General features: G+C 72.1%; 16 protein-coding genes. 9 read left to right on the top strand and 7 right to left on the bottom strand.

All coding sequences use genetic code 11. From position 1 onward, the window contains the following. The first annotated feature begins 1 nt into the window (after position 1). From lspA to ACK4YQ_RS01535, 3 genes are all read left to right on the top strand, one after another. Complete coding sequence (gene lspA, locus ACK4YQ_RS01525) at positions 2–490, top strand: signal peptidase II (RefSeq protein WP_409607567.1); 489 nt, start codon at positions 2–4, stop codon at positions 488–490. An 82-nt stretch (positions 491–572) separates the two neighbouring features. Beyond that, positions 573–1,133 carry a DUF3035 domain-containing protein gene (locus ACK4YQ_RS01530; protein ID WP_409607569.1) on the top strand — a complete coding sequence of 187 codons (561 nt, stop codon included), beginning with the start codon at positions 573–575 and terminating at the stop codon, positions 1,131–1,133. 58 nt (positions 1,134–1,191) lie between these two features. Continuing rightward, positions 1,192–1,878 carry a nitroreductase gene (locus tag ACK4YQ_RS01535; RefSeq protein WP_409607571.1) on the top strand — a complete coding sequence of 229 codons (687 nt, stop codon included), beginning with the start codon at positions 1,192–1,194 and terminating at the stop codon, positions 1,876–1,878. On the opposite strand, the gene ACK4YQ_RS01540 is transcribed toward ACK4YQ_RS01535, so the two are convergent. Together ACK4YQ_RS01540 and ACK4YQ_RS01545 are read right to left on the bottom strand one after the other, a co-directional pair. Continuing rightward, positions 1,875–2,108: a hypothetical protein gene (locus tag ACK4YQ_RS01540; RefSeq protein ID WP_409607573.1), complete on the bottom strand. Its 234-nt coding sequence runs from the start codon at positions 2,106–2,108 to the stop codon at positions 1,875–1,877. The genes ACK4YQ_RS01535 and ACK4YQ_RS01540 overlap by 4 nt on opposite strands. Continuing rightward, complete coding sequence (locus ACK4YQ_RS01545; RefSeq protein ID WP_409607575.1) at positions 2,105–2,899, bottom strand: DUF899 domain-containing protein; 795 nt, start codon at positions 2,897–2,899, stop codon at positions 2,105–2,107. Before ACK4YQ_RS01545 ends, ACK4YQ_RS01540 begins: the two co-directional genes overlap by 4 nt. Positions 2,900–3,024: 125 nt before the next feature. Between ACK4YQ_RS01545 and ACK4YQ_RS01550 the strand changes: the two genes are divergently transcribed. Together ACK4YQ_RS01550 and ACK4YQ_RS01555 are read left to right on the top strand one after the other, a co-directional pair. Further along, positions 3,025–4,245, top strand: coding sequence for a helix-turn-helix domain-containing protein (locus ACK4YQ_RS01550; RefSeq protein WP_409607577.1), 1,221 nt, complete (start codon positions 3,025–3,027; stop codon positions 4,243–4,245). A 10-nt stretch (positions 4,246–4,255) separates the two neighbouring features. Then, positions 4,256–4,888 carry a glutamine cyclotransferase gene (locus tag ACK4YQ_RS01555; RefSeq protein ID WP_409607578.1) on the top strand — a complete coding sequence of 211 codons (633 nt, stop codon included), beginning with the start codon at positions 4,256–4,258 and terminating at the stop codon, positions 4,886–4,888. 22 nt (positions 4,889–4,910) lie between these two features. On the opposite strand, the gene ACK4YQ_RS01560 is transcribed toward ACK4YQ_RS01555, so the two are convergent. Both ACK4YQ_RS01560 and ACK4YQ_RS01565 read right to left on the bottom strand, forming a co-directional pair. Next, entirely contained in the window at positions 4,911–5,675 is a 765-nt protein-coding gene (locus tag ACK4YQ_RS01560) for an acid phosphatase (RefSeq protein ID WP_409607580.1), read from the bottom strand. A 17-nt stretch (positions 5,676–5,692) separates the two neighbouring features. Continuing rightward, the gene (locus ACK4YQ_RS01565) at positions 5,693–6,568 is read right to left on the bottom strand and encodes a MaoC/PaaZ C-terminal domain-containing protein (RefSeq protein WP_409607582.1); all 876 of its coding nucleotides are present in this window, start codon (positions 6,566–6,568) and stop codon (positions 5,693–5,695) included. A gap of 191 nt (positions 6,569–6,759) precedes the next feature. Here ACK4YQ_RS01565 and ACK4YQ_RS01570 point away from each other — a divergent pair, with 191 nt between their 5' ends. Further along, positions 6,760–7,557, top strand: coding sequence for a SapC family protein (locus ACK4YQ_RS01570; RefSeq protein ID WP_409607584.1), 798 nt, complete (start codon positions 6,760–6,762; stop codon positions 7,555–7,557). Between the two features lie 41 nt (positions 7,558–7,598). Here ACK4YQ_RS01570 and ACK4YQ_RS01575 read toward each other — a convergent pair whose 3' ends face one another. Then, positions 7,599–7,991, bottom strand: coding sequence for an acyl dehydratase (locus ACK4YQ_RS01575; RefSeq protein WP_409607586.1), 393 nt, complete (start codon positions 7,989–7,991; stop codon positions 7,599–7,601). A gap of 126 nt (positions 7,992–8,117) precedes the next feature. Between ACK4YQ_RS01575 and ACK4YQ_RS01580 the strand changes: the two genes are divergently transcribed. Both ACK4YQ_RS01580 and ACK4YQ_RS01585 read left to right on the top strand, forming a co-directional pair. Continuing rightward, positions 8,118–10,250 (top strand): protein-disulfide reductase DsbD family protein, encoded by a 2,133-nt coding sequence (locus ACK4YQ_RS01580; RefSeq protein ID WP_409607588.1) that lies wholly within the window; start codon positions 8,118–8,120, stop codon positions 10,248–10,250. Positions 10,251–10,282: 32 nt separating this feature from the next. Beyond that, positions 10,283–10,903, top strand: coding sequence for a thioredoxin family protein (locus ACK4YQ_RS01585; protein WP_409607590.1), 621 nt, complete (start codon positions 10,283–10,285; stop codon positions 10,901–10,903). 5 nt (positions 10,904–10,908) lie between these two features. On the opposite strand, the gene ACK4YQ_RS01590 is transcribed toward ACK4YQ_RS01585, so the two are convergent. After that, positions 10,909–11,355 (bottom strand): hypothetical protein, encoded by a 447-nt coding sequence (locus tag ACK4YQ_RS01590; RefSeq protein WP_409607592.1) that lies wholly within the window; start codon positions 11,353–11,355, stop codon positions 10,909–10,911. Between the two features lie 119 nt (positions 11,356–11,474). On the opposite strand from ACK4YQ_RS01590, the gene pgi reads away from it, so the two are divergent. Continuing rightward, the gene (gene pgi, locus ACK4YQ_RS01595) at positions 11,475–13,091 is read left to right on the top strand and encodes a glucose-6-phosphate isomerase (RefSeq protein WP_409607594.1); all 1,617 of its coding nucleotides are present in this window, start codon (positions 11,475–11,477) and stop codon (positions 13,089–13,091) included. 124 nt (positions 13,092–13,215) lie between these two features. Here the strand turns inward: pgi and mutL are convergent, their stop codons facing one another. Next, a complete protein-coding gene (gene mutL, locus ACK4YQ_RS01600; protein ID WP_409607596.1) occupies positions 13,216–15,075 on the bottom strand; it encodes a DNA mismatch repair endonuclease MutL in 1,860 nt (619 codons plus the stop codon). Positions 15,076–15,147 lie beyond the last annotated feature (72 nt).

Below are 15,147 nucleotides of genomic sequence, written 5' to 3' on the forward strand. Positions count from 1 at the left end.
CGTGGGGCGCATCTCTCGGCTCGGCTGGGCGGCCTATGGCCTGGCGGCCAGCATCGTCGCCGTCGATCAGGCGGTGAAGTTCTGGGTGCTCTACGTCTTCGACCTGCCGGCGCGGCTGTCCGTGCCGGTGGCCGGGCCGTTCTCGCTGACCATGGTGATGAACAAGGGCGTCAGCTTCGGGCTGCTGCGGGCGGACCAGGATCTTGGCCGATGGGCCCTCAGCGCCTTCTCGCTCGTCGTCGCCGCGGCGCTGGCGGTATGGGCCCGCAACGCCGAGCGCCGGCTGACCGCGGTCTCCCTGGGACTGATCATCGGCGGGGCGATCGGCAACGCCATCGACCGCATCCGCTTCGGCGCGGTCGTCGACTTCCTGGACTTCTCCCGCCTGATGTTCCCGTGGGTGTTCAACGTGGCGGACAGCGCCATCACCGTCGGCGTCGTCCTGCTGCTGCTCGACAGCCTGACCGGCGATAAGTCGCGGGCGGGCTAAACCGCCTTGGCGTCACCGGCGCGGTTAGGGTATCAGAAACGTTCTTTGCCGGCCGGGGGCGGCCCTACGGAGCCATAAGCTCATGAGTTTGAACCGTGTGATCGTCGCTACCGCCCTGATCGCGGCGGCCGGCCTCGGCGGCTGCCAGTCGACGCGCCAGGCGCTGGGCATGACCAAGGTCACGCCCGACGAGTTCCGCATCGTGACCAAGGCGCCGCTGGTGGTGCCGCCGGACTACGCCCTGCGCCCGCCCGCGCCCGGCGAACCGCGCCCGCAGGAGCTGCAGCCGGAAAGCGCCGCCCGCGTGGCCCTGCTTGGGCAGCGCGACGCCCAGTCCCGCTCGCAGGGCGAGCAGCTTCTGGTGGCCAAGGCCGGCGCCGACAAGGCCGACCCGCTGATCCGCTACGTGGTCGACGACGAGTTCGGCGACGTGGCCCACAAGGACAAGAGCTTCGCCGACCGGGTGATGTTCTGGCGCGAAGGCGACGCCCCGGCTCCGGGCGCGGCGGCGGCGGCGGCCGACAACGTGCCGGCCCCGGTGGACGCTGAAACCGAGGCCGAGCGCCTGAAGAGCCTGACCGGCGGCGAACCGGTGGTCATCCGCCGCGAACAGGCCGCCCGCATCAAGCTGCCGGGGCTCTAGGCCCGCAGCCTCAGCCGTCGATGAAGCCTGCGCGTCAGACGCAGGCCGGGGGGAATCTATGCGCTCGTCGAACTATGATGAGGTGGTCCTGGGCCGCCGCAGCATCCGCGGCTACAAGCCCGAACCCGTGCCCAAGGCGCTGATCGAGGAGATCATCGCCCTGGCCATGCGCGCGCCGTCCTCGCTGAACACCCAGCCCTGGAACTTCTACGTCGTCACGGGCGAACCCCTCGACCGAATCCGCGCCGGCAACACCGAGCGCAACCTCGCGGGAACGCCGGACTCCCGGGAGTTCCGCAGCCACGGCGCCTACGAGGGAGTCCACCGCGAGCGCCAGATCGAGATCGCCAAGCAGCTGTTCGCGGCCATGGGCATCGAACGGCACAATCAGGAGCAGCGCCGCGACTGGGTGCTGCGCGGCTTTCGCCAGTTCGACGCGCCGGTCTCCATCGTCGTCACCTACGACCGCTCGATCCACGGCGGCGACATCGGCCCGTTCGACTGCGGCGCGGTCACCAACGCCCTGGTGAACGCGGCCTGGTCCCGCGGCCTGGGGTGCGTGATCAACAGCCAGGGCATCATGCAGTCGCCGGTGGTGCGCGAACACGCCGGCATCCCGGACGACCAGGTGATCATGATCTGCGTGGCCATGGGCTGGCCGGACGACGACTTCCCCGCCAATGCGGTGGTCTCCAACCGCAAGTCGGTGAACGAAGCCGCCGTCTTCGTGGGCTTCGACGACTAGCGGCGCGCCGGGTCTCGGCCGGCGGCGAGCCGCAGCCAGGGGCCCATATGGAACGCCGCCATCAGCAGATACATCATCGACATGCCGTTCAGCGGCGCGGCGGGCGCTGCGGCGCACAGCATGTCCGTCGCGCCGCCAAAGGCCGCTGAAGCCGCGCCCATCCCCGCAAGGACCGGGGCGGCGGCCAGGTTGAGCCCATCCGCCGCCCGGCGCGCGAGGCCCGCGCTCATCCCCTCGCCCCCTCGTCAGCCTTGCGGAACGCCGCCTCGCCCGCATCGCTCACCTCCACCCACCGCTGGTCCGGGGCGGCGCCGTCGACGTAGCTGTCGTGCCAGTTCCACCACTTGTAGGTCGGCGTCTGGGGATAGCCTGGCGGGGAGTCCTCCCACGCCTCCTGGCGGCCGAGCGGGGTGATGTCGAGGTAGTTCCAGGTCCCGCCCATCTGCTCGTCGCCGCGGTTGTTGAGGAAGTAGGTGCGGAACACGCGCCCGCCGTCGCGGATGAACACGTTGGTGCCATGCCACTCGTCCACGCCGAAGTCGGCGTCGAAGCTGTCGGTGATCGTGTACCAGGGCATTCGCCAGCCCATGCGCGCCTTCAGTCCCGCGATGTCGGCCTGCGGCGCGCGGGAGACGAACGCCAAGGTCGTGTCCCGTGCGTTCAGATGCGCCACATGGGCGACCTGGTCGGCCACCAGGGAACAGCCGCGGCAGGCCCGTTCGGGCCACCCGAACACGCCCGGTTCATAGAAGGCGCGGTAGACGATCAGCTGGCGGCGGCCTTCGAACAGGTCGATCAGCCTCGCCGGCCCCGCCGGCCCAGCGAACGCATAGTCGGCCCTGACCGGCGTCCAGGGCATGCGTCGGCGCTCGGCGGCCAGGGCGTCCCTGGCCCGGGTCATCGCCTTCTCCTTCGTCAGGAGCTGCTGGCGTGCGGCTTCCCAGGCCTCGGGCGAGACGACCGGCGGCCGGCCCGCGTCCAGGGTCGCCGCAGTCGGGATGCGGCCGGATGTCGTGGTCATGACGGTTGAAACCTCCAAGTTTCGGGCGACATCCAGGTGGACGCCGCTCGTCGCGTGTTGCTGACGGCGCCAAGCTTGGGGCCGCGCACGGCGGGGTGGAGAGTTACAAGTTTGGCGGGATTTGCATGGACTCCCTGATCACGGCCGCGGCCCGCGCCCTGGCGCGGGGCGACGCGTTGGGCGCGCTCAACCGGGTGGCCCTGCGCGAGGATGCGCCCGCGCTCGCCCTGCGCGGCGTCGCCATGGCCCAGCTCGGCGACCTGGAGCGCGCGCGCGACCTGGTCCGGCGCGCCGCGCGCGCATTCGGTCCCAGGGAGGCCGTGGCCCGCGCCAGGTGCGTGGTCGCCGAGGCGGAGATCGCCCTGGCCGCGCGAGATCTCGGCTGGCCCGAGGCCGCGCTTGAGGGCGCGCGACAGGCGCTCGAAGACCACCGCGACGCCGCCAACGCCGCACACGCCCGGCACCTGCAGGTGCGCCGCCTGCTCCTGATGGGACGCCTGGACGAGGCGGAAGCGGCGCTCGCCCTGGTGGACGCCGCGCGCCTGCCGCCGGCCCTCTACGCCATCCACGCCCTGATCCTCGCCGGCCTCGCCATGCGCCGCCTGCGCGCTGGGGCGGCCCGCGCGGCCTTGGCCGAGGCCGGCCTGGCCGCACGGCGCTCCGGCGTCGGCGCCCTTGTCGCCGAGGTCGAAGCGGCGGCGCGGATGCTGGACGCCCCGGCCGCCCGGCTGATCGCGCACGGCGCCGAGCGCCCCCTGCGCCTCGATAAGGTCGAGGCGATCCTGGCCGCCGACGTCCTGGTGCTCGACGCCTGCCGCAACGCCGTGAGGGCCCCGAACGCTGTCGTCTCGCTCGCCACCCGGCCCGTGCTGTTCGAGCTGGCCCGCGCCCTGGCCGAGGCCTGGCCGGGCGCGGCCTCGCGCGGGACGCTCGTCGCACGCGCCTTCCGCGCCAGGGACGCCGACGAATCCCACCGCGCCCGGCTGCGGGTCGAGATCGGCCGGCTGCGCGCCCTGCTGCGAGGCCTCGCGCGCGTCGTCGCGACGCCGGGCGGCTTCGCCCTGAAGCCTGCCGCGGGCCGTCAGGTCGTCGTGCTGGCCCGCCCCATCGAGGAACGGCACGCCGACGTGCTCGCCCTTCTGGCCGACGGCGAAGCCTGGTCGAGTTCGGCTCTGGCGATCGCCCTCGGCGCCAGCCAGCGGCGCATCCAGCGGGCGCTCGAGACGCTTGCTGCGGACGGCAAGGTGCAGGGCGTGGGACGCGGCCGCGCCTGCCGCTGGATCACCCCGCCGCTGCCGGGATTCGCGACTGCCTTGTTACTCCCCGCCCCGCTTCCCGCCGGCTAGGCTGAACGCCATGAAACGAGCCCCAGCAGAAATCGTGCGCGAGTACGGCCCTTTCGAGGGCGTGAACGAGGTGGCCGGAGTCACCTTCGACGGCCAGCGCGTCTGGTACGCGTCCGGCGAGCGGATCAACGCCCTCGATCCGGTCAGCGGCGAGCCCGTCGGGTCCTTGGCCGTCGCCGGGCACGCGGGCACGGCCTTCGACGGCCGCCACCTGTTCCAGATCGCCGAGGACCGCATCCACCGCGTGGACCCGCAGACGGGCCAGGTGCTGGCCTCGATCCCGGCTCCGGGCGGGGGCGGCGATTCCGGTCTCGCCTGGGCCGAGGGGACGCTCTGGGTCGGCCAGTACCGCGATCGCCGCATCCACCAGATCGACCCGGACACCGGGGCGATCCTGCGCACGATCGAGTCCAGGCGGCTCGTCACCGGCGTCACCTGGGTAGACGGCGAACTCTGGCACGGCGCCTGGGAGGGCGAGGAGAGCAGTCTGAACCGCATCGACCCCGAGAGCGGCGAGGTCCTCGAACGCCTGGACCTGCCGCCCGGCGTGGGCGTGTCCGGCCTGGAGTCCGACGGCCGCGACCGCTTCTTCTGCGGCGGCGGCGACAGCGGCAAGGTGAGGGTCGTGAAGCGGCCGCTTTGACGCGGCGCCGGCCCCTGCCGCGTCACCCGCAGCCGACGGGCGCCGGCGGCGGCTTGGCGAGTTCCGCCTTCGCCGCGGCCATGTCGGCCGTGAACGCCGGATCGGCGTGCAGGCGGGCCACCATGCCCGCGCCCAGGGTGCGGCCGGCCTCAACGTCGCTGGGATAGTGCACCCCGCAGACCACGCGGCTTTCCCCCATCTCCTGGCCCAGCTTCAGCGCCACGTCGGCCTTGGAGGGGATCAGCTCGGTCAGGATCAGCGCCCAGGACCATTCCACCAGGGAGTGGCCGGAGGGGTAGGAGGCGTTGGTCTTCAGCCAGTCGGCGCGCGGCACGCAGATCGGCTTGTCGTTGCCCAGGGCGGGGCGCGGACGGGCGTAGTGGTCCTTGGGCGGGGTGCCCACGGTCCGGCCGTCCAGCTCGATCCGGCGCAGGATGCGCATCACCGCCGGGGTCGTCTTCTCGGACAGGTCGACGCCCAGGGCGCAGGAATACCGGCGCACCGCGCCCCCGGTCCAAAGGTCGTTGTCCTGGATGGCGGCGGCCCATCGCGGCGTGTCCTTGAGCGCACGGGTCTCTTCATAGGCCGCGCGATCCGCCAGCCCCCGGGGGGAGTCCGCCGCCGGCGGCGGCGGCAGGATCTGCGCCCCATGGAGGGCGTCGGCCGACAGGTAGCCTTGCAGCTTGGCCGCTTGAGCCGGAGCCGGCGCGACATCCCCCGCGGGCGCCGAGACGCCCGCGCAGGCCGCCAGGACGGCGAACGCCGCCCCGACGATGATGATCCGCATGTGAATGACGTCTCTCCTCAGCGCAGGACCGTCAGGCCGTTCTTGATGACCGTGGCGTTGCGCGCCTTCACCCGCGCCTCGAAGGAGATCTCCTTGCCGTCGCGCCACAGATCCACCGTGATGGTGTCGCCGGGGATCACGGGCGCGGAGAAGCGCGCCTGGTGCGAGAAGATCTGGTCCGGATCGAAGTCGGTGATCGCCTGCAGCACGGCGCGGCAGGTGATGCCGTAGGTGCAAAGCCCGTGCAGGATCGGCTTTTGGAACCCGGCCCGGCGCGCGACCTCCGGATCGGAGTGCAGCGGATTGCGGTCGCCGTTCAGGCGGTACAGCAGCGCCTGGTCGGGACGGGTGGTGAAGTCCACCGACAGGTCCGGCGCGCGGCTCGGCGCCACATGCGGCTCGGGCGCCCCCTCGGAGGGGCCGCCGAAGCCGCCGTCCCCGCGGGCGAAGGTGGAGCCGGTCAGGGTGGCGACCTTCTCGCCCGCCTCGTCGGTCCAGACGGTCTCGTTGATGATCACCGCGCCCTTGCCTTCGCCCTTGTCATAGGCGCCGATGGTGCGGCTTTCGGTGGTGAAGGTCCCCTTGGCGGGCAGCGGCTTGTGCAGCTCGACCTTCTGTTCGCCGTGCACGACCATCAGGAAGTTGATCTGGCTCTGACGATGGCCGGGCTTGTTCGAGGTCGCCGGCGCGCGCGGCGCCGAGGCGGCCAGCACGGTGGCCGCGGTCGGCACCACCTTCAGGTTCTTCTCGTAGACGAAGGCCAGCTCGGTCTCGTTCATGGGATCGGCGCCCATGCCGATTCCGAGGGCGTAGAGGATCACGTCCTTGTCCCCGTAGGAGAAGGTGCGGGGCTCGGTCTTCTGATCCAGGATGTCCGGGTAATAGATAGGCATGAAATGATTTCCTCCGCAGAGCGGCCAAGGCGCAGCTTTATTATGCGTGGAGATTGAAGCGGCTCGGCCCGACCCTGGCAAGGCTTGCAGGCCGTGATTTGCCGCCCTGGGCGGGATCGGTTAGAAGCGCGAACCTCGCCGCACCGGGCTGTCCGGCCCGCCGTCGCGGCCAACGTCTTCGAAGGTTTTCCATGGCGACCGAACCCACCCCCGCCCAGGGCGAGATCACCGGCAACGTGCTCTTCTATTCCAGGCCGGAGCCCCTGACCCAGCAGCTGCACGGCAAGCTCGGCGTGAGGCGGATGGACGGGCCTTTCAGCTTCGCCAAGACCGGCCACGTGGTGCCGCTCACCGTCGGCGAATTCCCGGTGGCCGCGCTTTCCGGCCCGATCATCTTCGTCGGCGAAGAGAAGACCCCGCTGGCGGTCATGGGCCTGAACCCCGGTGAAAACATGTTCGTCACCGACCAGGGCCTGTTCGAAGCCGGCGTCTACATCCCGGCCTACGTGCGCCGCTATCCCTTCGTCTTCGCCAATGACGAAAAGGCCGGCCAGATGATCCTGTGCATCGACCGCAACGCCGAGTTCGTGGTCGAAGGCGGCGACATGCCCTTCTTCGACGCCAACGGCGAGCCGTCGGATTACACGAAGAGCTGCATGGAGTTCTGCAACAACTACGAAGCCGAGCGCCAGCGCACCATGAGCTTCGTCCAGCTGCTCCGGGCCATGGACCTGTTCGAGCTGAAGACCGCCACCTTCACGCCGACCAATCCCGACGGGACCGCCGGCGAGCCGCAGAAGATCGCCGAATACTTCGGCGTGTCGGAAGACAAGCTGAAGGCGCTCAAGCCGGAACAGCTCGCCGAGCTGCGCGACAACGGCGCCCTGCAGCAGATCTACGCCCACCTGACCTCGCTGGTCGGATGGGACCGGCTGATCGCCCTGGCGATGTACCGCAACAGCCAGGCTCCGCAGGCGGCCAACGCCTGAGCCCGGGCGCCGTCCCTCCCGCCGGGAGCGGGCGGCGCTTCCTACCTGGCGAACACGCTCCGCGTCAGGCAGGAGAAGACGAGGCGCCCCGCCTCGTCCAGAAGGTCGTGCTGGGCGATGATGATGCCCTTGCCCTCGCCCACCGGGTCCTTGCCCATCACCGTCATGCGCCCGCGCAGAAGCTCTCCGGCCGGCGGGTTGCGCACCCAGCGCAGGGCGTCGACGCCCAGCCGCTTGGTCTGCGGCCAGCCGACGACCGAAGTTGCATCCAGCCGGGTCCAGATCGCGTAGACCATGGCGTCGGGCGCGCCGCGCTCGACGGGCCAGCCCGGAGCGAACGCCGCGATGAACGCCTCCAGAGCCTTTGCATCGACCGCCGCCGTGCCGAGGGAGACCACCTGCCCGATCTCGATGTCGTCGAATGCCCCCGGCACGCCCGTCTCCCCGCCCGATCAAGCTGATTCGTCGATGATGGCGGGGCCGCAGATGATGTCGAGCGGTTTGCGCAGGCGGGCGACCACGCCATATAGCCGCATGAACACCTTGGGCGGGATGTCGGCATGACGCGTTTCCTGGCGGGATTGATCCTGGCGCTGTTCGCCCTGTCGGCGCCGGCCGCCGCACAGCCTGTGGACACCGGCCACCTGGTCGCCGAGCTGGTTCCCGCCTCCCAGGGCGTCTTCCCCGGCCAGACGGTCTACGTGGCGCTGCGCCAGAAGATCGACAAGGGCTGGCACACCTACTGGCGCAATTCCGGCGATTCCGGCGAGGCGACCCGCATCGCCTGGACCCTGCCGCCCGGCTGGACCGCGGGCGACATCGTCTGGGCGCCGCCCGAGCGGCAGCCCACCGGCCCCCTGATGAACTACGGCTACAAGGACGAGGTGCTGCTGCCGGTGGCGATCACCGCGCCGGCCGACGCCCGTCCCGGCCAGAGCGTCACCCTGAAGGCCGCCGCCACCTTCCTGGTCTGCGAAGAGATCTGCGTGCCGGAGGACGCGGCGCTGCAGATCGACCTGCCGGTGACCGCCGCCCCGCCGCCGAAGGACCCGCGCTGGGCCGGGCCGATCGAGGCGGCCCTCGCGGTCTCTCCCAAGCCGGCCGGCCTGACGGCGTCGTTCCAGAACGTCGATGGAAAGCTGAAGCTCGCCGTCACCGGCGCGGCCGTGAAGGGCCTCGACGCCTACGACGCCTATTTCTTCCCCTTTTCCGGCGCGGCCATCGACCACGCCGAGCCGCAATCGGTCGAGCGCGGTCCTGAAGGCCTGACCCTCGCCATCACGCCCGGCTACGCCTTCCAGCAGGCCGACGCGCCCAGCGCCCTTGGCGGCGTGCTCGAGGTCGGCGGAAAGGCCTTCGAGATCGAGGCCAGCGCCGGCGCCCCGCTCCCCGGCGCGGCCGGCCTGGGCCCGCCCCCCGCCCCGGCGCAAGGCCCCGCAGGCGCCGGGCTCGGCCTGCCCCTCGCCGCCCTCTTCGCCGTCCTCGGCGGGCTGATCCTGAACCTGATGCCCTGCGTCTTCCCGGTGCTGGCCATGAAGGCCGCCTCCCTGGCCGGGCACGGACACGAGCACGCCGCGGCCCGGCGCCAGGGACTGGCCTTCCTGGCCGGCGTGCTGGCCACCTTCCTGGCCCTCGCGGGCGGCCTCATCGCCCTGAAGGCGGCGGGCGCGGCCGTCGGCTGGGGATTCCAGCTCCAGTCGCCGCCGGTGGTCGCCGCGCTCGCCCTGCTGATGCTGGCCGTGGCCCTGAACCTCTCCGGCGTCTTCGAGGTGGGAACCTCGGTGCAGGGCGTCGGCGCGGGCCTCGCCTCCCGCGCGGGCCTTCTCGGCGCCTTCTTCACCGGCGCCTTGGCCGTGGTGGTGGCCGCCCCCTGTACGGCGCCCTTCATGGCCCCGGCCCTGGGCTGGGCCCTGACGCAGGATCCCGCCTCGGCGCTGGTGGTGTTCCTGGCCCTCGGCGTCGGCTTCGCCGCGCCCTTCACCGCGATCGCCTTCGCGCCGGCGCTGCTGCGCCGGCTGCCGCGCCCGGGCCCGTGGATGGACGGCCTGCGCCGTCTGCTGGCCTTTCCGATGTACGGCGCCGCGGCCTGGCTGGTGTGGGTGCTGAGCGTGCAGGTCGGCCCCGCCGGCCTGGCCCGTCTCCTGGCCGCGGCGGTGGTCGCCGCGTTCGCCGCCTGGCTGGCAGGCGTGGCCCAGCGCCGAGGGGCGGCTGGCCAGGGCCGGGCCAGGGCCACGGGGCTCGCCGCCGCCGCCGTGGCGGCGCTGGCCCTGGTCGCTGCGGTCTGGCCGCCCTACGGCCAGCCGGCCGCCGCCGGCGAATCCGCTCCGGTCTCCGCCGCCGTGCCCTATGAGGCCTACAGCGCCGAGCGCCTCGCCGCCCTCCGCGCCGAGGGCCGGCCGGTGTTCGTCAACTACACCGCCGCCTGGTGCGTGACCTGCCAGGTGAACGAGCAGGTGGCCTTGTCCACGCAAGGGGTCGCGGACGCCCTGTCGCGAACCGGCGCGGTCTATCTGAAGGCCGACTGGACGCGGAAGGACGCCGCCATCGCCGCCGAGCTCGCCCGTCACGGGCGTGCGGGCGTGCCGCTCTATCTTGTCTACGCCGCGGGCGGCGGCGAGCCCCGGGTTCTGCCCCAGCTTCTGACCGAAGGGGCGGTCGTCCAGGCTCTGGAGGCCGCCGCCCGGGGATCGTGAGTTCGCAAGCCGAACCAAGGAGGAAAACGACCATGACCATGAGTTCGCGTAGGGATCTCCTGGCCGCCGGCCTGGCCGCCGCCGCCCTCGGCCTCGCCGCCCCCGCCGCCGCCGCGCCCCTCCTGGGTGAGGCCGCCCCCGCCTTTTCCGCCGTGGACGCGGACGGCCGGACCCGCAGCCTCTCCGAGTTCAAGGGCAAGACCGTCGTGCTCGAATGGACCAACGAAGGCTGCCCCTATGTGCAGAAGCACTACGGCGCGGGCGCCATGCAGGCCCTGCAGAAGAAGGCGGTCGGCCAGGGGGTGGTCTGGCTGACCCTCGTCTCCTCGGCGCCCGGCAAGCAGGGCCATCTCAGCGGCCAGGCGGCCAAGGGCTGGAAGGCCAAGCAGAAGGCCGCCTACACCGCCCTGCTGCTGGACCCCAAGGGCGACGTGGGGCGCGCCTACGACGCCAAGACGACGCCGCACATGTACATCATCGATCCGGCCGGGACCCTGGTCTACACGGGCGGGATCGACGACAGGCCGACGCCCGACCCGGCGAGCCTGAAGGGGGCGAAGAACTATGTCGTCGCCGCCCTGGACGACCTGGCGGCCGGCCGCCCGGTGGCCGAGCCCGCCACCCGGCCCTATGGCTGCAGCGTGAAGTACTGACCCCGCTAGGCCGGCGGCTGCGGCGGGGCGGTGATCACCTCGACGTTGTCGTTCAGCAGATAGACCATGTCGGCCAGGGCCTCGTCCTTGGCCGCCGGGTCCTGCGCCATCTTCATGGCGGCGAGCTTGAGCGACAGGTCCTCGGCGATGCCGCGCAGGATGCACTTCAGGTCGCCGTCCGTGCCGCGGGCGGCGAGGGTCTGGTGGCCCTTCATGTCGAGCTCGCTCAGCTCGGCGACCTTGTCGGCGAAGTCGGGGCTCAGGGGCTTTTCGTCCCGGCGAAAGGCCTCGACCTCGAGCTTCAGGGCCCCGGCGCGGCGCACGATGTCGGCGAACAGCGGCTCCAGGGCGACCGCCGAGGGCGGCATGGTGAGTTCCGGCTTCATCGGCTCCTGCGGCGCCATGGCGGCGAGCCACAGGACGGCGGCGGACGCGACGGCGTCGCACGACATGGGCGAGCTCCTTCACCTCGTCAATCGGGGCCGGGGAACCAAGACGACGGCCTGCGCATCTGATAACCCCTGGCCCATGTAGATGCTCCGCTTCGCCCTGAACGGGAACTGAATTGCGCATGACCGACCTCTCCGCCGCCTGGTCCCGCCTCGAAGCCGCCGCGAAGGGCGCCGAGGGCCGCTCCATCGCCGGATTGTTCGAGGCCGAGCCGGACCGCGTGCCGTCCATGTCGTTCGAGGCCGCCGGCCTGCATATCGACCTGTCCAAGCAGCCCTGGAGCGCGGCCGACCGGGCGCTCGCCGTCGAGCTCGCCCGCGCCGCCGGCGTGGAGGGCGCCCGCGACCGCCTGTTCGCCGGGGAAGAGGTCAACGCCTCCGAGCACCGCGCCGTGCTGCACCCCGCCCTGCGCGCCCCCGCCGGCTCCCGCTTCGCCGCCCTTGGCGCCCCCGTCTCCGGCGCGGTGGAGGAGACCCGAGCCGCCATTCGCGCCTTCGCCGAGGCCGTGAGATCGGGCACCCGCCGCGGAGCCACGGGCGAGCGCTTCACCGCCGTACTGCACATCGGCATCGGCGGGTCCGACCTTGGCCCGCGCCTGGTCTGGGAAGCCCTGCGGCCCCTGGTCCCCGATCTCGATCTGCGCTTCGCCGCCAACGTCGATCCGGCGGAGCTGGCGCTGGCTCTGCAGGGCCTCGATCCGGCGAGCACCCTGGTGGTGGTGGTCTCCAAGACATTCACGACCCTGGAAACCCTCTCGAACGCGGAAGCCGCGAGGGCCTGGCTGCGCGCGGGGCTGGGAGACGCCGGGGATTCCCACCTGGTGGCGGTCTCCGCCGCGCCCGACGTGGCCCAGGCGTTCGGCGTGCCCGCCGCGCAGGTCTTCGCCTTCTGGGACTGGGTGGGCGGGCGCTATTCCCTGTGGTCCGCGGTCGGCCTGTCCTGCGCCGTCGCCCTGGGTCCCGACGCCTTCGAGGCCCTGCTGGCGGGCGCCGCCGCCATGGATGCGCACTTCGTCTCGGCGCCGCTGGAGACGAACGCGCCGGTGCAGCTCGCCCTGGGCCATGTCTTCAACCGCAACGGGCTGGGCCGGCCGATCCGGGCCGTCGTGCCCTACGCACAGCGGCTTCGCCTCTTCCCGCCGTTCCTTCAGCAGCTGGAGATGGAATCCAACGGCAAGCGCGTGGACGCCCACGGCCGTCCGGTGGCCCGCCCCACCGCCGCAAGCGTGTTCGGCGACGCCGGGACCAACGGCCAGCACGCCTTCTTCCAGCTCCTGCACCAGGGAACGGACGTCATCCCGGTGGACATCGTCGCGGTGCGTCGCGCCGGCGAGGGCGATCCCCGGGCGCAGACCAAGCTCCTGGCCAACGCCGTGGCTCAGGCCGAGGCCTTGATGGTCGGCCGCCCCGAGGCCGAGGTCCGGGCCGAACTCGAGGCCAAGGGCCTGGCCCCCGCCGAGATCGAGGAATTGGCGCCGCAGCGCGCCTTCCCCGGCGACCGGCCCTCCAGCTTCATCCTGATCGACGCCCTCACCCCCGAGGCCCTCGGCGCGCTGATCGCCCTCTACGAGCACAAGACCTTCGTGGAGGGGGTGCTCTGGGGAATCAACAGCTTCGACCAGTGGGGCGTCGAGCTGGGCAAGACCCTGGCCGGCCGCATCCTGGAGGACCTGGGCGGCGGCGAAGCGCGCCTGCACGATCCCTCGACCGCGGCGCTCATCGAACGCCTGAAGCGCTGAGCCGCGGCGCTAGAGCGCAGTCCGCCGAAGTGGCGCCCGGTTCGGCGAAGAGACTGCGCTCAAATTCTAAGAGGTAGAGCCGGATGATTCCGATCAGGTTGATCCTACCTGATCGGGTCAGGCTCTAGCGGCGCCCGAACAGCTTTTCGATGTCCGCCAGCTTGAGCTCCACATAGGTCGGGCGGCCGTGGTTGCACTGGCCCGAGTGGGGCGTCGCCTCCATCTGGCGCAGCAGCGCGTTCATCTCCGGCGCGGAGAGCCTACGGCCCGCGCGCACCGAGCCGTGGCAGGCCATGGTCGAGCAGACCTCCTCCAGGCGCTCCTTCAACGCCAGGGCCTGGCCGTTCTCGGCGAGGTCGTCGGCGATGTCCCGCACCAGCCCGGCGACGTCGGTCTCGCCCAAGAGCGCCGGCGTCTCGCGCACAAGGATCGCGCCGGGGCCGAACGGCTCGATGATGAGGCCGAGGGCCGCCAGTTCCTCCGCACGGCCGGACACCCGCTCGGCCTCGACGGGATCGAGCTCGACCACCTCGGGCAGCAGCAGGGCCTGGCGGGCGACGCCGCCCGCGGCCATTTCGGCCTTCATCCGCTCATAGACCAGCCGCTCGTGCGCGGCGTGCTGGTCGACGATCACCATGCCGTCGCGCGTCTGGGCGACGATGTAGGTCTCGTGCACCTGGGCGCGGGCGGCCCCGAGGGGAAAGTCCACGGGATCGACCACCACGCTGGCCTGGGGCCGCGGCGCCTCGGCGACGCCGTGGGCGTAGGCGCTCGGCGGCTGGACGTAGTCCGGCTCGGCGCGGGCGGAAATCTCGGCGAGGCCGGGGATCGCCTGGGCCACGGCCGCGGCCTGCGGCGTCCAGCCGCCCGCCCGCCAGGCCGAGAAGCCCTGGGCCGACGGCGGCGGCGCGTAGCCTGGGCGCAGGCCGCCGAGGGCCTCGGCGGCCACCGTGGTCGCCGCCCGGTGCCCGGCGCCGGCCAGGGCGTGCCGCAGGCCGCCGACGATCAGACCGCGCACCAGGGCCGGATCGCGGAAGCGGACCTCGGCCTTGGCGGGATGCACGTTCACGTCCACCAGCACCGGGTCCAGTTCGACGTAGAGCGCCGCCAGGGGGTGCCGGTCGCGGGCCAGGAAGTCGGCGTAGGCGGCGCGGAGCGCCCCCTGGAGCAGCCGGTCGCGGACCGGCCGGCCGTTGACGAACAGGTACTGGTGGGCGGCGTTGCCGCGGTTGTAGGTGGGCAGGCCCGCAAAGCCGGTCAGGCGCACGCCCTCGCGTTCGTGGTCGATGGCCAGGGCGTTGTCGGAGAACTCCCGGCCCATCACGGCGGCCAGCCGCGCCAGCCGGCCCTGCGGCCCCGGCCGCTCGGCGGGCAGGCGCAGGGCCCTGCGGCCGTCGATGTCCAGGGTGAAGCTCACCGCCTCGTGCGCCATGGCCTGGCGCTTGATCTCCTCGGCGATCGCCATCGCCTCGGCGCGCTGCGACTTCATGAACTTCAGCCGCGCCGGCGTGGCGTAGAACAGGTCGCGCACCTCGACCCGGGCGCCGTGCGGACCCGGGAACGCCGCCGGCGCCACCGCGCCCACGGCGCCGCCTTCCACATGGATGGCGTGGGCGTCGCCGCCGCCGCGGGGACGGCTGGCGATCGACAGCCGCGCCACCGAGCCGATCGAGGGCAGGGCCTCGCCACGGAAGCCCAGGGTGGAGATGTGCAGCAGGTCGTAGTCGCCAGCGTCGTCGGGAGACAGCTTTGAGGTAGCGTGCCGCTCGACCGCCAGCGGCAGTTCGCCCGGCCCCATGCCGCAGCCGTCGTCGGCGACCAGGATGCGGGTCAGCCCGCCGCCGTCGGCCTGCACCTCGACCTGGCTCGCTCCGGCGTCCAGCGCGTTCTCCACCAGCTCCTTGATGGCGCTCGCGGGACGTTCCACCACCTCGCCGGCGGCGATGCGGTTCACGGTCTCGGGGGGAAGGCGGCGGATGGGCATGCGGATGAAATCCTCGCGCCACATATAGGACGATTCCAGGTGCGAATGCGGCGCGCAGCGAACGGAGAAGGA

Origin of the sequence: Phenylobacterium sp. (assembly GCF_046291545.1) — a bacterium.
Taxonomy (GTDB): Bacteria; Pseudomonadota; Alphaproteobacteria; order Caulobacterales; family Caulobacteraceae; genus Phenylobacterium.